General features: G+C 38.1%; 17 protein-coding genes. 14 read left to right on the plus strand and 3 right to left on the minus strand.

Going from position 1 to position 16,141, the window contains the following annotated elements:
* Nucleotides 1–8 precede the first annotated feature (8 nt).
* Nucleotides 9–446, plus strand: a complete 438-nt coding sequence (dtd, locus tag LREU_RS03880; RefSeq protein ID WP_011953438.1) for a D-aminoacyl-tRNA deacylase — start codon at nucleotides 9–11, stop codon at nucleotides 444–446.
* 157 nt (nucleotides 447–603) lie between these two features.
* Here the strand turns inward: dtd and LREU_RS03885 are convergent, their stop codons facing one another.
* Nucleotides 604–1,452: a fructosamine kinase family protein gene (locus LREU_RS03885; protein ID WP_003668147.1), complete on the minus strand. Its 849-nt coding sequence runs from the start codon at nucleotides 1,450–1,452 to the stop codon at nucleotides 604–606.
* A 381-nt stretch (nucleotides 1,453–1,833) separates the two neighbouring features.
* On the opposite strand from LREU_RS03885, the gene aspS reads away from it, so the two are divergent.
* Together aspS and tnpA are read left to right on the plus strand one after the other, a co-directional pair.
* Nucleotides 1,834–3,636 carry an aspartate--tRNA ligase gene (gene aspS, locus LREU_RS03890; RefSeq protein WP_003668146.1) on the plus strand — a complete coding sequence of 601 codons (1,803 nt, stop codon included), beginning with the start codon at nucleotides 1,834–1,836 and terminating at the stop codon, nucleotides 3,634–3,636.
* A gap of 228 nt (nucleotides 3,637–3,864) precedes the next feature.
* Complete coding sequence (gene tnpA, locus LREU_RS03895; RefSeq protein WP_003664118.1) at nucleotides 3,865–4,323, plus strand: IS200/IS605 family transposase; 459 nt, start codon at nucleotides 3,865–3,867, stop codon at nucleotides 4,321–4,323.
* A gap of 139 nt (nucleotides 4,324–4,462) precedes the next feature.
* On the opposite strand, the gene LREU_RS03900 is transcribed toward tnpA, so the two are convergent.
* Both LREU_RS03900 and LREU_RS03905 read right to left on the minus strand, forming a co-directional pair.
* The gene (locus LREU_RS03900; protein WP_003668144.1) at nucleotides 4,463–5,206 is read right to left on the minus strand and encodes an amino acid ABC transporter ATP-binding protein; all 744 of its coding nucleotides are present in this window, start codon (nucleotides 5,204–5,206) and stop codon (nucleotides 4,463–4,465) included.
* Nucleotides 5,196–6,707, minus strand: coding sequence for an ABC transporter substrate-binding protein/permease (locus LREU_RS03905; RefSeq protein WP_003668141.1), 1,512 nt, complete (start codon nucleotides 6,705–6,707; stop codon nucleotides 5,196–5,198). The genes LREU_RS03900 and LREU_RS03905 overlap by 11 nt, the downstream gene beginning before the upstream one ends.
* 299 nt (nucleotides 6,708–7,006) lie before the next feature.
* Between LREU_RS03905 and rpsU the strand changes: the two genes are divergently transcribed.
* From rpsU to era, 11 genes are all read left to right on the plus strand, one after another.
* Nucleotides 7,007–7,198 (plus strand): 30S ribosomal protein S21, encoded by a 192-nt coding sequence (rpsU, locus tag LREU_RS03910; protein WP_003665847.1) that lies wholly within the window; start codon nucleotides 7,007–7,009, stop codon nucleotides 7,196–7,198.
* Between the two features lie 59 nt (nucleotides 7,199–7,257).
* Nucleotides 7,258–7,704, plus strand: a complete 447-nt coding sequence (locus LREU_RS03915; RefSeq protein WP_003668138.1) for a GatB/YqeY domain-containing protein — start codon at nucleotides 7,258–7,260, stop codon at nucleotides 7,702–7,704.
* A gap of 119 nt (nucleotides 7,705–7,823) precedes the next feature.
* Complete coding sequence (gene bsh / locus LREU_RS03920) at nucleotides 7,824–8,801, plus strand: choloylglycine hydrolase (protein WP_003668136.1); 978 nt, start codon at nucleotides 7,824–7,826, stop codon at nucleotides 8,799–8,801.
* 159 nt (nucleotides 8,802–8,960) lie between these two features.
* The gene (locus LREU_RS03925) at nucleotides 8,961–10,193 is read left to right on the plus strand and encodes an argininosuccinate synthase (RefSeq protein WP_011953439.1); all 1,233 of its coding nucleotides are present in this window, start codon (nucleotides 8,961–8,963) and stop codon (nucleotides 10,191–10,193) included.
* Nucleotides 10,183–11,568: an argininosuccinate lyase gene (gene argH / locus LREU_RS03930; RefSeq protein WP_003668134.1), complete on the plus strand. Its 1,386-nt coding sequence runs from the start codon at nucleotides 10,183–10,185 to the stop codon at nucleotides 11,566–11,568. The genes LREU_RS03925 and argH overlap by 11 nt, the downstream gene beginning before the upstream one ends.
* A gap of 128 nt (nucleotides 11,569–11,696) precedes the next feature.
* Nucleotides 11,697–12,269, plus strand: coding sequence for a biotin transporter BioY (locus LREU_RS03935; protein ID WP_003668133.1), 573 nt, complete (start codon nucleotides 11,697–11,699; stop codon nucleotides 12,267–12,269).
* A 5-nt stretch (nucleotides 12,270–12,274) separates the two neighbouring features.
* Nucleotides 12,275–13,246: a biotin--[acetyl-CoA-carboxylase] ligase gene (locus tag LREU_RS03940; protein WP_011953440.1), complete on the plus strand. Its 972-nt coding sequence runs from the start codon at nucleotides 12,275–12,277 to the stop codon at nucleotides 13,244–13,246.
* A 99-nt stretch (nucleotides 13,247–13,345) separates the two neighbouring features.
* Entirely contained in the window at nucleotides 13,346–14,353 is a 1,008-nt protein-coding gene (locus LREU_RS03945; protein ID WP_003668131.1) for a PhoH family protein, read from the plus strand.
* A complete protein-coding gene (gene ybeY / locus LREU_RS03950) occupies nucleotides 14,353–14,832 on the plus strand; it encodes an rRNA maturation RNase YbeY (RefSeq protein ID WP_003665856.1) in 480 nt (159 codons plus the stop codon). The genes LREU_RS03945 and ybeY overlap by 1 nt, the downstream gene beginning before the upstream one ends.
* Nucleotides 14,816–15,211 (plus strand): diacylglycerol kinase family protein, encoded by a 396-nt coding sequence (locus LREU_RS03955; RefSeq protein WP_003665857.1) that lies wholly within the window; start codon nucleotides 14,816–14,818, stop codon nucleotides 15,209–15,211. The genes ybeY and LREU_RS03955 overlap by 17 nt, the downstream gene beginning before the upstream one ends.
* Nucleotides 15,212–15,222: 11 nt before the next feature.
* Nucleotides 15,223–16,128, plus strand: a complete 906-nt coding sequence (era, locus tag LREU_RS03960; RefSeq protein WP_003668129.1) for a GTPase Era — start codon at nucleotides 15,223–15,225, stop codon at nucleotides 16,126–16,128.
* Nucleotides 16,129–16,141 lie beyond the last annotated feature (13 nt).

A 16,141-nucleotide genomic window follows, 5' to 3' on the forward strand; every position in this document is an offset into this window, starting at 1 on the left:
GGATGCTTGTGCGAGTTGTTTTACAAAAAGTAAATCATGCAGCAGTTTCAATTGATGATGAAGTTGTTGGTAAAATTGGCCTTGGCTATTTTCTCTTAGTCGGTTTTGCTCCAGATGATACCGAAGAAAAGTTAAACTACTTAGTGCATAAAATTACTAATCTTCGTGTTTTTGAGGATGAAAACGGTAAGATGAATAAGGGGTTGCGGGACGTTAATGGTGCGATTTTATCAGTCTCCCAATTTACCCTTTATGCTGATACTAAGCATGGGAATCGTCCTGGTTTTTCACAGGCGGCTAGTCCTGAGATTGCTGAACCGTTATATGATCTTTTTAATCAAAAATTAGCTGCTACTGGTATTCCTGTTGAGACCGGACATTTTGGAGCAATGATGAAAATTGATTTGGAAAATGATGGTCCAACAACGATTATTTATGAACGCTAAAAAGTAAAGAGGGAGCGAGACAGAAGTCACTTGTGACTTCGTTTTCGAGCCCCCGCAAGCAACAATAGGCCTCTAACGTTCGGTTTGCCGGACATTAGAGGCCATTGTTGTACTGCGTATTTGCTTTTTATGAAAGTAACTTAACTTATGTCACAGTTTAGTATTGACTTAAAATTTGATCGACTGCGCCACCATAGCTTTCGCCAAATAAGATTAAATGCATGCATAGGTAATAGAAGCGATACCATGAAAGACGTTCATCTAGCTGATCATCAAATGGAAAGACGCTGCTATATGCCTGGTAAAAACTATTATCAAAACCGCCAAAAACAGTTGTCATGGCTAAATCAAATTCACGATCCCCAAATAATGCATCTGGATCGATTAAGTATGGTTTATGATCGCCAGCAAATAAGAAGTTGCCGGCCCATAAATCACCATGAAGAAGACTAGGGATAACTTCATAGTGTTGGTAGTAATCAGTAAATTTATTAACCATTTGTTGGTAATGTTCTTGCCGCCATTTATTCCATCGTCCGCGTTGGCTTGCCACTTTTACTTCTGACTCTAGTCGCTGATTAATATAAAAATCAAGCCAGCTTGAGTTCCAAGAATTGTTTTTTACGAGGGCCTTGGTTTGATGATTGTCCATAAAGCCGAATTCATCATTATGCTGTTGGTGCATTTTGGCAACGGCTAATCCCAGGTCAGCTTGATTACCCCAAGTCTCATCGAGCCAGTTTAAAATTAAATAGGCATTCCCGTCAATTTCACCATGGTAAAGTGGGGTCGGGGTATTAATGACCTTACCGATAGCTTTGAGACCATTAATTTCATGATTAAAATAATCTTGTGAATGGTTAGGTTGAACCTTTATAAAGTACCTATTTCCATCAGTAGTTGTGGCTTGATATGCTAAATTAATATCACCACCACTGACTGGTTTAACAGAAGTGAGATTTTTTAATGGAAGGCGCTTAAACCATGCTGTGTTTGGACTTTCCAATTGATGTTCCTCCTTTATTAAATTACTTTATTTATACCATTTTTAGGCAAGTGTTGTTAAATAAAGTTGATTTATAAGGTACCAATTAACCTTAGTATTGACATTTATGAGGGGATCGAGTAAGGTAAAAATGTAAATTAAAGATATTAATAGCTGTTGATAAAGAATGCTCGGGTACTTGAAATTATCAGCGATTGGAGAAAGGTGAGAGCTCCAAATATTTCAGCCTCGATTGACCCTTTTGAAGCTGGGCAATATGCTCCGTCGTTTAGACGTTATTTTTGAGTGATACCAAGGTGGTACCGTGCATTTGCACCCTTGTAATTTCAAGGGTGCTTTTTATTTAAACTGTTATTAAAAACTGAAAGAGGTAAGCGGAGAATGAAGAGAACAAATTATGCTGGGGATACAAATGAACAGCAAGTTGGACAAGAAGTTGTCTTAAAGGGTTGGGTAGCTAAGCGTCGTAACCTAGGTGGACTTATCTTTATTGATTTATGGGATCGGGAAGGAATCGTTCAACTAGTATTTAACGAAAAAGAAAATCCAGAAGCATTTGAAATCGCAAATGCGGTTCGTAACCAATATGTTCTTGAGGTTCAAGGAAAAGTTCAGTTACGAGCAGAAAAAGAAATTAATCCGGATATGAAGACTGGTAAAGTCGAAGTAGCTGTTGATGAGGTTAAGGTATTAGCAAAGTCAGAAACAACGCCATTTGATATTACTGATGGTGTTGATGCTTCTGAAGACTTACGGATGAAGTACCGTTACCTTGATTTACGGCGACCAGAAATGATGCGTAATTTGAAGTTGCGGAGTAAGGTTGCTTCGATCGTGCACAATTACTATGATAATGAAGGGTTTATGGATGTTGAAACTCCTGATTTAACACGGTCAACACCAGAAGGAGCACGTGACTATATTGTTCCATCACGTGTTTATCCCGGTCATTTCTATGCTTTACCACAATCCCCACAATTATTTAAGCAATTGTTAATGGCAGCCGGAGTTGATAAATATTATCAATTGGCACGTTGTTTCCGGGATGAAGATCTTCGTGGTGACCGTCAACCAGAATTTACGCAAATCGATACTGAAATGAGTTTTGCAACTCCTGAAGATATCCAAACAGTTACAGAAGGTTTAATTAAGCGGGTAATGAAGGAAATCGTGGGAGTAGATGTTAAGACCCCATTTCCACGGATGGAATGGCAAGAAGCCATGGACAAGTATGGTTCCGATAAGCCTGATACTCGTTTCGGGATGTTGATTCATGACCTTTCTGATATTGTAAAGGACAGTTCATTTAAGGTCTTTGCTAATACTGTTGCTGATGGTAACTATGTTCGTGCAATTCGCGTTCCTGGTGGAGCAGATAAGTATTCTCGGAAAGATATTTCTAAGTATGAAGAATACATTAAGCGTTTTGGTGCAAAGGGCCTTGCATGGGTTAAAGTAACTGCTGATGGTTACAATGGTCCAGTTGCTAAGTTCTTAAATGATCAAGTTGCCCAAATCAATGAAGAAATGGATGCCAAAGAAGGGGACTTAATCCTCTTTGTTGCTGGCAGTTTCCACGTTGTATCAGATTCACTTGGCTACCTTCGTCGGGCAATCGCTGAAGAGTTAGATATGATTAAGCCTGACCAATGGAACTACTTATGGGTTGTCAATTGGCCAATGTTTGAATATGATGAAGGGTTTGGGAAGTGGATTGCCGCTCACCACCCATTCACAATGCTAAATGAAGAAGACTTACATTACCTTGAAGATGGGGAAGATCCTCATAAAGCTCATGCTCAAAGTTACGACATTATCTTAAATGGTAACGAGATCGGTGGAGGATCAATTCGTATCCACGATCCAAAGATTCAAGAAAAAGTTCTCAAGGCTCTTGGCTATACAAAGGAACGTGCAGAAGCGCGCTTCGGATTCTTGCTTAAGGCCTTAACAATGGGGATGCCACCTGAGGGAGGACTTGCCTTTGGTTTAGACCGGTGGGTTATGTTACTAGCTCAAGCTGATAGTATTCGGGATGTTATTCCATTCCCTAAGAACTCGAAGGCAGTTGAACCATTAACGGCAGCTCCAGGTAAAGTTAGTGAACAACAACTTGATGATCTTAAAATTGAATTTGATGAAAAGATTGATTATAAGCTCGATCAAGATCCAGACGAACAATAAATAGAACAAAAATAATCCTCGTGAAAAGGTACTTGAAGTGTACTGTTCACGAGGATTATTTTATTAATGTCTTTAGACCTAGTTGAGTGCGCGAGCAGAGCGAGTGCACGAAACAAAAAATCACCTGCTATGCGGGTGGGCGATAAAAATTATATAAAAAAGGCCTCTTTTGCCTTAAGATGTAGGTGTTCAAGCCAAAGTCAATAAGGGAAAAGAGGTTATATAAATATGGCTAATAAATTAAATAGCTTAGCCCATACGAAGTGGTTATGTAAGTATCACATCGTATTCATACCAAAGTATAGACGTAAAGCGATCTTCAATCAATACCGAAGAGACCTGAGAGATTATATTCGTTTGTTGTGCAAATATAAGGGAGTAGAAATAATTGAAGGTCATATGATGCCAGATCATGTGCACTTGTTAGTAAGTATTCCGCCGAAACTAAGTGTCTCGCAGTTTATGGGATACTTAAAAGGGAAAAGTGCATTAATGATGTTTGATCGACATGCAAACTTAAAATACAAATATGGGAACCGACATTTTTGGGCTGAAGGCTACTATGTGAGTACAGTTGGATTAAATGAATCCACGATAAAGAAGTATATCCGAGATCAAGAGAAACATGATATAGCAATGGATAAGCTAACAAGTGTGGAATATTCGGACCCTTTTAAGGGTAAGTGAGGTAGTATAAACACCGCTTAAAGCGGTGGCAAAGTAGTCAGAGCATTTTGGCTTGAGCAAAGCGAAAGCCAGCGCCTTGAGACGCCGGCTTTTATTATCGGCTTATAGCCGATGTGCAAACCACCCGTTTGACGGGTGGTTATGATTTCAAAATCTTTTTCAAAAAGTCTTGTGCCCGTGGGCTAGTAGGGTGGGCAAAAAATTCTTCTGGATCTCCAGTTTCCTGAATATACCCATCTGCCATAAACCAGATTTGGTCTGCTACTTCACGAGCAAACCCCATCTCATGGGTAACAACCACCATTGTCATTCCCGATTCAGCTAAATCGCGCATTACTTTTAGTACCTCATCAACCATTTCGGGATCAAGGGCACTAGTTGGTTCGTCAAAGAGCATTACTTCCGGACTCATCTCAAGGGCCCGGGCAATGGCAACCCGTTGTTTTTGCCCTCCTGACAGTTGATCCGGATATTGTTGAGCTTTATCGCTTAAACCAACTTTTTCTAGTAGTTCCATCGCAGTTTTAGCTGCTTCTTTTTCATTGATATTTTTAACTTTAACTGGTGCAATGGTGATATTTTTAAGGACTGTCATATTAGGAAAAAGATTGAAACTTTGAAAAACCATTCCCATCTTTTCTCGCAACTGATCGAGTTTTTTATCACTTAAGCCAATCAGATTCTGTCCTTCAAAAAGAACTTGTCCGCTTGTTGGTTGTTCGAGTGCATTTAAGCAACGGAGAAAAGTACTTTTACCTGCTCCTGAAGGGCCGATCACACAAATTACTTGGCCCTTATCAACATGTTCGGAAATATCTTTTAAGACAATATTATTTTTGAATTTTTTCTGTAAGTTTTTAATTTCAATCATTTTAGTGGGCATGTTTCATTCTCCCTTCAAAGTAAAACAAAATCCTGGATAGCGTAAATGTGAGGATAAAGTAGATGATCATTGTGATGAATAGAGGTAAAACTCCTTTATAAGTTGCTGATTGCACTAATTGTGTTTGATACATCAATTCGGAAACACCAATCACAGAAACTAATGAACTATCTTTTAATAAAGTAATAAGCTCATTTCCTAATGCTGGCCAAATATTTTTAAGTGCTTGTGGCATAATCACATATCTGAATGTTTCGTTTTTACTCATCCCCAAGCTCCGAGCAGCTTCTGTTTGTCCAAGCGGAATGGATTGGATTCCAGAACGAATAATTTCAGCAACATAAGCACCAGAGTTTAGTGAAACGGCAATAATCCCAGCGAGGAGGGCCGGAAGTGATTGAATAAGTGCCCCAATCCCAAAGTAAACAAACATGATTTGAACCATCATTGGCGTACCCCGGAGAAATTCAATGTAGCAAACCGCAATTGAATGTAAAAATTTGTTCTTTGAAAGCCGCATTAGTGCAAAGAGAGTCCCTAATAGGAAACCAAAAATAACAGAGACAACTGTAATGATTAATGTATATTTAATCCCTTTAGCAAAGTAACGCCAATAGCTAAGAACAGTATTTTGCTTTTTATAACTCTTCATGTATTGGGAGGCTTCAGGAATCCATTTTTTATTAATTAGTTGTTCTTTGTTAACTTTTTTAATTGTTTGGTTGGCAGCATTGACTAACGAAGTATCACCTTTAGGAAAGGCCATGGCAATTCCGCCAGCAGTATTTGGCAATTTCGAATTAAAGGCATAAAGATTTGAATTATTGGCAGCATAGGCTTTAGCAGTAGCAGCATCCATTAAAATCCCATCATATTTATGAGATTGAAGCCCAATGACTAAGGAAGAAAGTTTAGCAAGCCCTTTGCCGTTTGCTTTAGGCATTTCCTTTGAAATCAGGGTTGATTGGAGCGTACCGTTTTGTGCTCCTACATTTTTCCCATTAAAACTTTTGACATTAACTAGCTTATCTTTATCTCCTTTATTAATTAAGAAGTAACTATCGCCGGAATAATATGTATTTGAGAAGTCAACGCTCTTTTTTCGTTCAGCTGTAACGTTCATTCCCGAAATAATAGCATCAATTTTACCCGTTTCCAGTGCAACTAGAAGTGAGTCAAAGTCCATGTTTTTAATAACTAGTTTTACTCCCAAGTCTTTAGCAAATTGTTTAGCAAGGGAAACTTCAAAACCGACATATTTAGTTTTTCCATTTTCTTTGGTTGTGAATTCGTAGGGTGGATAATCAGCACTCATTCCCACAACCAGTGTTCCTTTTTGTTTAATCTTTTGTACTGAATCATTACTAGCGACTTGCGATGGATTATTGGCTGACGAAGAGCTAGTTGAACTGCTCTCGTTAGCAGCTAATGCAGTAATAGGTGTACATAATATCGGAAACGCAATTACCATTAGCAGTAATAAATGTTTAAAACCTTTCATAGCTAATAACTCCTTTGAGAATAGTAAAATTAAATTGTTACTAAATATACACTTAAATGTTTATTTATGCAATATAAAATCTGAAAAAGAATAAATATTCACATATTTGCATAACAATTAAAAGCGTTTGCTTAGCTTATGGAGTAGTCAAAGAATAGGTGGATAAGAAATTTAAATTTTTATTTAAAAGTAATGTTGACAGGGTAGGCCATGTTGGGTAAAATAATTTTTGTAGTGAAAAGGAAGCAGTATGCCTGCTACCTCGATACGTAACTTTAAGCTCGGAGGGAGGGATCAACATGTCAAAAACAGTCGTTCGTAAGAATGAATCTTTAGACGACGCTCTTCGACGCTTTAAACGTTCAGTTTCACGTAACGGAACATTGCAAGAATATCGTAAACGTGAATTTTACGAAAAGCCAAGTGTAAAACGCAAGTTGAAATCTGAAGCGGCACGGAAGCGTAAGAACAAGCGCGGTCGTCGTTACTAAAATGTGTGCTCTCACCTGTTGCCTGGTGAGAGCTTTTTTATATGAAAGAAGGATAAATAATGAGCTTACTACAACAATTAACGTCAGATATGGTATCAGCAATGAAGAATCGTGATAAAGAAACATTAGACGTTGTCCGGATGCTTAAAGCAGCGGTTCAAAATGAACAAATTGAACTTGGCCACGATTTGAGCGCTAATGAAGAAATTGCGGTAATGGCACGTGAATATAAGCAACGTAAGGAATCGCTTGAAGAATTTGAAAAGGCTGGACGAGAAGATCTGATCAACCAAGCTAAAAATGAATTGGCAATTGTTGAAAAGTATATGCCAAAACAGTTATCAAAAGATGAAGTTACTAAGATTGTTAAGGAAGTAATTGACGAACTTAATGCTTCTAGTATGAAGAACTTTGGACAAGTAATGGGGTCGGTTATGCCCAAAGTTCAAGGACAAGCAGATGGAAAATTAGTTAACCAGGTTGTAAAAGAACAATTGAGTAAGTAATATTAGCTGTAAAAAAAGAGAGTATAAGGAGAAAGTTTCTTCATACTTTCTTTTTTTACTGTACATTTTTCCTTTTTAAACTAGAATTAAGGTATATTCAAAAGAAAAGGGGCCTTTATATGTGCACATCAGTAATTTATACAGCAGGTGATTATTACTTTGGTCGTAATCTTGATTTGGAAGTCAACCTTGGTCAAGAAGTAGTGATTACCCCGCGTAATAAGACTTTAGAATTCCGGGAAATGCCCAATCTTGAACACCATTATGCAATTATTGGAATGTCAATTGTTCGTGATGATTATCCATTATACTTTGATGGGGTAAATGAAAAAGGGGTTGGGATGGCAGGCCTTAATTTTGATGGTCCAGCTCATTATTTCCCAGTCCAAGAGGGGAAGGATAATATTGCATCCTTTGAATTAGTTCCTTATATTCTTGCGGCAGCTTCCTCGGTTGCTGAAGCGAAGAAGTTACTTTCAAATGCAAACATTGCTAATATTAATTTTTCTGATAAACTCCAAGCTGCACCGCTACACTGGATTATTGCTGATAAAACGGGTGCTTCTGTGACTGTTGAATCCACCGCAAAAGGATTGAATGTTTATGATAACCCAGTTGGTGTTTTGACAAATAATCCGGAGTTTCCTCGTCAATTATTAAATCTTAGTAACTATCGTAGTGTTGCACCTGCTAATCCGGCTAACGTATTTGCACCTAATGTCGACCTACCAGTTTATAGCCGGGGCTTAGGGACCCATTTTCTCCCGGGAGGAATGGATTCTGAAAGTCGTTTTGTTAAGGCTACTTTCACTAAGATGCATGCCCCAGTTGGTAATTCTGAGGTTGAGAATATTACCAACTATTTCCACATTCTTCAATCTGTCGAACAACAAAAGGGTTTGGATGAAGTAGCACCGAATACTTTTGAATATACGATTTATTCTGATGGTTCGAACCTAAAGAAAGGGATTTTTTACTACAAGACTTACGAAAACAGTCAAATTAATGCAGTTGATATGCATAAGGAAGATCTTGAAGCATCAGAATTAATTACCTATCCAGTTCAAAATAAACAAATAATTAACCAACAAAATTAAATAATTATTCTATTTTTAAACTCTTTTTATGCATGAATAATTTATATTTTATGCATAAAAAGAGTTTTTTTGAAAAAATATGCTAAAACTATTGATTTTTATTCATAATACTCGTATATTTATAAACAACAAATTTCAAATGAGATGGAGGACGAGATTATGTCAAAAGAAAAAATTGTTTTAGCTTATTCTGGTGGTTTAGATACTTCAGTTGCGATTGCGTGGCTCAAAAATAAGGGTTATGACGTAATTGCATGTTGTATTGATGTGGGTGAAGGAAAAGACCTTGAAGCGATTAAGGAAAAGGGTCTCCAAGTTGGTGCGTGGAAGTCAGTAGTGATTGATGCCAAACGTGACTTTGCTGAACAATTTGTATTGCCAGCCCTTCAAGCCCATGCAATGTATGAGCAAAAGTACCCATTAGTTTCAGCACTTTCTCGTCCATTAATCGTTCAAAAATTAGTTGCAGTTGCTAATCAATACGGTGCGACTGCTATTGCCCATGGATGTACTGGAAAGGGAAACGATCAGGTTCGGTTTGAAGCAGGTATCCATGCTTTGGCACCAGAGATGAAGATTGAAGATCCAATTCGGGATTGGCACTGGTCACGGGAAGAGGAAATTCAATACGCTAAGGATAATGGCATTCCTGTTCCAATCACAAAAGCTAGTCCATATTCCATTGATGAGAACTTATGGGGCCGGGCAAATGAATGTGGAATTCTTGAAGATCCGTGGGCTGCGGCACCGGCTGATGCATATGATCGGACAGTTTCAATTGAAGAAGCCCCTGATACCCCAACCACAATTGAAATTACCTTTAATGAAGGGGTTCCTACAGCAATTGATGGTGAAGAAATGCCGCTTGACCAGTTAATTATGAAGCTTGACAAATTAGCTGGTAGTCATGGGATTGGTCGGATTGATCACGTTGAAAACCGGCTTGTCGGTATTAAGTCACGGGAAATTTATGAATGCCCAGCTGCAACTGTTTTACTAGCAGCCCATAAAGATTTGGAAGACCTAACCCAAGAACGGGAAGTAGCGCACTTTAAACCATTAATTGAACAAAAGATGAGTGGAATTATTTATAATGGGCTTTGGTATTCACCATTAATGAAATCTTTAGTCGCTTTTATTGATGAATCACAAGCAGTTGTTAATGGAGTAGTAAGGGTTAAATTATTTAAAGGAAATGTAATCTGTGAAGGTCGGAAATCACCAAATTCACTTTATGATAAAAACTTGGCAACTTACACTTCCGCTGATGAATTTGACCAAGAAGCTGCCACTGGCTTTATTAAACTTTGGGAATTACCAGATAAGGTCTATGCTCAAGTACAAAACAAAAATAAAAAGAAAGTAAAGGAGAATACAAGCGATGCCTATTAAGAGAATGTGGGGTGGCCGGTTTGAAGAAGCTGGCGACCAACTAGTTAACCAATTTAATGCGTCGATCAGTTTTGATCAAGAAATGGCTCAAGAAGACATTGAAGGCTCATTAGCCCATGTAAAAATGTTGAAAGAAACACAAATTTTGTCAGCAGAGGATGCTGATAAGATTATTGCTGGACTCAAGAAATTACGTGAGCGATTAACTAGTGAAGGACTCCCATTTTCGATTGACAACGAAGACATTCATATGAATATTGAGGCATTGCTGACAGAAGAAATTGGCCCTGTTGCCGGTAAGCTTCATACTGGGCGGAGCAGAAATGATCAAGTTGCAACTGACCTTCATTTATATGTAAAGAAGCGATTGCCCATTATCATTAATGAATTGAAAAAATTACAGGCAGAATTAGTAGATAAAGCAGCAGAAAATGTTGAAACGATTATGCCAGGGTATACTCATATGCAACATGCTCAGCCAATTTCGTATGGGCACTATCTCATGGCTTATTTCCAAATGTTTCAGCGAGATGTTGAACGTTTTGAATTTAACCAGCAGCACACGGATTTATCACCCCTAGGAGCGGCTGCTTTAGCTGGAACCACTTTCCCAATTGATCGACAATTAAGTGCAAAGTATTTAGGTTTTGCTGGACCATACCATAATTCACTGGACGCTGTTTCTGATCGGGATTTTGCCCTTGAATTTTTAAGTAACGCAAGTATTTTGATGATGCACCTGTCACGGCTATGTGAAGAACTGATTTATTGGTGTAGTTATGAATTTGGCTATTTAGAATTGGCAGATTCATATTCTACTGGTAGTTCGATTATGCCGCAAAAGAAGAACCCTGATATGGCAGAATTGATTCGTGGTAAAGTTGGGCGAGTTTATGGTGATCTTTTTAGCTTATTAACGACAATGAAGGGCCTTCCACTTGCTTATAACAAGGATATGCAAGAAGATAAAGAGGGATTATTCGACGCAGTAAAGACGATTCTCCCAAGCATCAAGATCATGACCGGGATGATTGCTACCCTTCAAGTAAAGAAAGAAGCCATGGAGCATGCAACTCATCATGACTTTTCTAATGCCACTGAATTAGCAGATTATCTCGCTACTAAAGGAATTCCATTTAGGGAAGCGCATGAGATTGTCGGTGAGCTAGTATTGAAGGGACTTAAGACAGGGACAAATCTTGTTGATATTCCATTAGACGAATATAAAAAGATTTCGCCCAAAATTGAAGAAGATGTTTATACCTGCTTACAACCTAAAGTAGCGGTTGAACGGCGGAATTCTTATGGTGGGACTGGTTTTGATCAGGTTCGTCAACAAATTAAAGATGCTAAGAAGATTTTAGAAGGTAAATAATTGTGGAAATTGAGAGTGAGAAAGCAAAAACTTTCCTCACTCTCAATTTTTTGTTTCATAGTAACCCATATATTGAATTAAAGGTTACAATTAAATATAATTGATGCAAAAATAAAGGATTTACGAGAATGATTAGGGAAAAGATAAGTTTGTCAATTCATGAAATGACTGTCGTTGCCATGATGGTTGCAATTATTGCTGTTTTAGGAGCAGTTCCAGGAATTCCGTTGGGGTTTATTCCGGTGCCAATTATTTTACAAAATATGGGAATAATGATTGCCGGAGAATTACTTGGACCAAGATTAGGGACAATTGCTGTATGGCTCTTCTTGTTTTTAGTTGTACTTGGGTTGCCACTGCTTTCCGGTGGCCGCGGCGGAATGGTAACAATATTAGGTCCAACTGGCGGATATATTTTTGCTTGGTTATTTGTCCCATTGTTGATTGGCCTTAGTCTAAAATTAAGTTGGTATTATGGGATGACGCAGGGAGTAACTGAATTCCTGATTGTTTGGCTATGGGGTGTAATCTTTGTGGAAGGAGTGGGCGCAATATGGTTAGCTAATCAATTGCATACCACGCTTATTGCTGCTTTGACTTCCAATATTTTATTTGTTTTTGGCGATACAATCAAAGCACTTATTGTCGTCTCAATTACTCGTCGTTTACGTCACATTAAGGCTTTTTCATTAAGGAGATGATTAGCATGGCTCATTCAACTGCACAGAAAATTTTATGGCAATTACTTTCAGCGCCAGATTCATGGATTTCTGGAAATGATTTAGCAAAGCGATTCAATATTAGTCGTGAATCTGTTTGGAAAGCCATCAACGGTTTACGAAAAAGTGGAAATAATATTGAGAGCCGTAGAAACCTTGGATACCGTTTTACCGGAAATTCACGGTTGAGTGCTGATATTATTGATTTTTATACCCATAACCACTTTACTAATCGTCTTTACGTTGAAGATCAGGTTAGCTCAACTCAAAGCGTCGCAAAAGCTTTTTTGAGTCATCACCTAGTTAGTGCGCCAACAGTATTTATCGCTGATTATCAAATTGCTGGTTATGGGAGACAGGGACGGTCCTTTTACTCTCCGGCAGCAACTGGACTGTACTTTAGTATGATTTTGCCTAGCCCAACAGACAAACCACTACAAGCTGGGTTAATGACAACGACTTTTGCAGTTTTAATTGGGGAAGTTCTTAAACAATTTTTCCCTGCTCAAGACTTTCGGTACAAATGGGTCAACGACATTTATTTAAATCATAAAAAAGTCGGCGGAATTTTGACCGAGGCAGTAGTAGACCTTGAATCAAGGACAACGACATCCTTGGTGGTAGGAATTGGTTTGAATATAACTACAAAAGAATTTCCACTGGATCTTAAAGACAAAGCGACGGGAATAGCACCAGCAGATCGTAATCTTTTAGTTAGTCGGCTTATTGAGACGATTGCTAATAATTATTCAGACTATGATAATCCCCAGTATCTTGAGCAATATCGCCAAGGCTCAATGATTTTAGGACAGAAAGTGGACTTGTTAGTAAATGGTGAGGCGATTGCTGGAATTGCTAAAAAAATTGAAAATGATGGTGCACTAACAATTCGCTTGGCAGACGGAAAAACGAAAACTTTTAATAGTGGGGAAGTAGTTAAAGTTAATTTTGAAAAATAACTTCGATTCCTTAGAAAAGCTTGCAGTGATGAGGTTAAAGGTGATCTATGATATAATTATCATTAAATAAAATCTGCTAAATTAAAGGAGATTGTATAGGTGGGAGAACAAAAAACAATTGAACAAACTTTTCAAATTGAAAGTCCAGAAATAGAAGTTGGCTTACTAGGAACACAGGATAAGTTTGTGAGCCTGATTGAACAAGGAATGGATGTTGAAATCCGACCATTCGGTGAAAATCTTAAAGTAAGTGGACAAGAAGAAGACGTTAAACTTACGATCGATGTATTTCGTGCCCTTATTTCGTTGCTAAACCAAGGAATCCGCATCCACAGTACAGATATTGTTAGTGCGATGAAGATGGCGCATCGTGGAACACTGGAATATTTTGCTGACCTTTACAGTGAAACGATTATTAAAGATCGCCGAGGAAGAGCCATTCGGGTAAAAAATTTTGGTCAGCGGCAGTATGTTAACGCGATGAAGCATAATGATATTACGTTTGGGATTGGCCCTGCCGGAACAGGGAAAACTTACCTAGCAGTAGCAATGGCCGTTGCATCCTTAAAGCGTGGCGAAGTAGAACGGATTATCTTGACGCGACCAGCAGTTGAAGCTGGTGAAAGTCTAGGATTCTTACCCGGTGACCTTCGTGAAAAAGTAGATCCTTATTTACGACCAATTTATGATGCCTTAAATGATATTTTTGGAGCTGATCATACGCAACGGTTAATTGATCGGGGAATTATCGAAATTGCGCCCCTTGCTTATATGCGTGGACGAACTCTTGATGGAGCATTTGTAATTTTAGATGAAGCCCAAAATACGACTAATGCCCAAATGAAGATGTTCCTTACCCGTTTAGGCTTTGGTTCAAAAATGGTTATTAATGGGGATGTTTCACAAATCGATCTTCCTCATGGGACTCGCAGTGGTCTTGTAAACGCGCAACGAATTCTGAATAATATTAAGTCAATTAAGTTTGTTAAATTTAGTGCAGAAGATGTTGTTCGTCACCCGGTTGTAGCGCGGATTATTACTGCTTATGAGGACCAAACATCAAAACAATTAGCAGAAAAAGATAAAGAGAAAAAAGAGGAAAAATGATGGACTTGGAAATTTTTGATCAAACAACAGCGCAGCTTCCAAATGAACAATTGGAGATGGTAAGGGACTTATTACAGTATGCTGCTAAAGAACTTTCCTTATCAGAAAATACTGAAATGTCCTTAACATTTGTAAATAATCCAGAGATAAAAAAATTAAATGCCCAGTATCGTAATGTTGATCGGGCAACTGATGTTTTAAGTTTTGCCGCAGAAGAGGCGGGAGATGAAACACCAATCATTATGGATCCTGAAATGGCTGCTGAAATTCCTGTTAACTTAGGTGACTTATTTATTTCCATCGATAAGGTAGCAGAACAGGCAAAGTTTTTGGGCCATTCAGTTGATCGAGAGTTAGGATTTTTAGCTGTTCATGGCTTCCTTCACTTAAATGGATATGATCATGAAGAGCCGGCAGATGAAGAAAAAATGTTTAAATTACAACGGGAGATACTAGACGGTTATGGACTCACGCGATAAACATCAAACTGAGAAAAATCATCACTTAATTCAAGCAATGTGTCACGCAATCGATGGAATTATCCAAGTGTTACGTGAAGAGCGTAATATGCGGTACCACCTTTTAGCGGCCTGCTTAGCCATTATTATGTCGATCTTATTGCATATTTCAGCAATGGAATGGTTATGGATTTTATTGGCAATCTTTGTTGTTTTTACATCTGAATTTCTTAATACGGTTACCGAAGCTGTTACAGATTTGATTGTTGACCACCACTATGAATTAAATGTAAAAAAAGCTAAAGATGTGGCCGCTGGTGGGGTACTGATTTCAGCGATATTTTCAGTCTTGGTGGGGCTAATTATTTTTATCCCCCGTATATTAGCAATTATTAGATAGGAAGTTTTAATATGGATAATCCAAATTATAAGTCTGGCTTTGTGGCAATTATTGGGCGCCCAAATGTTGGAAAATCAACTTTATTGAATTATGTTGTCGGTCAAAAGGTAGCAATTATGAGTAATGTTGCACAGACAACGCGTAATAAGATTCAAGGAATTTATACAAGCCCAGAAGCACAGATTATTTTTATTGATACGCCAGGAATTCATAAACCATCTACTAAATTAGGTGATTTCATGGAAAAATCAGCAATGTCAGCATTAGATGAAGTAGATGCTGTCTTATTTGTTGTGAGTGCAACTGAGAAGCGCGGCCCTGGTGATGACTTTATTATTGAACGCTTAAAGAAAGTTAATCAGCCAATCTTTTTAGTTGTTAATAAGATTGATCAAATCAATCCCAATGATCTGCCTGAAATTGTTGACCAGTATAAAGATACCCTTCCATTTAAGGGGATTGTGCCAATTTCGGCTTTGCAGGGAAATAATGTGAATAACTTAATCAATGACATTATTAAGATCCTTCCTAATGGTCCGCAATATTACCCAGCTGATCAAGTAAGTGACCACCCTGAACGCTTTGTAATTGCAGAAATGATCCGTGAAAAGGTCTTTTTGCTGACGAGACAAGAAGTGCCGCATTCAGTAGCTGTTGATGTAACATCGATAAAGCGTGAGGATGAAAATCATATTCATATCTCGGCCAATATTATTGTTGAACGTCCGGGCCAAAAAGGAATTATTATTGGCAAGGGTGGAAAAATGCTGAAAAAGATTGGGACAATGGCACGGCAAGATATTGAAAGATTACTTGGTGACAAGGTATTTCTTCAACTATGGGTAAAGGTTGTTCCTGACTGGCGTGATAAGTCTGCAATGCTAAAAGACTATGGCTATCGGAATAAAGACTATTAAAAGGATGATGGTT

The sequence above is a fragment of the Limosilactobacillus reuteri subsp. reuteri genome, from assembly GCF_000016825.1.
Taxonomy (GTDB): Bacteria; Bacillota; Bacilli; order Lactobacillales; family Lactobacillaceae; genus Limosilactobacillus; species Limosilactobacillus reuteri.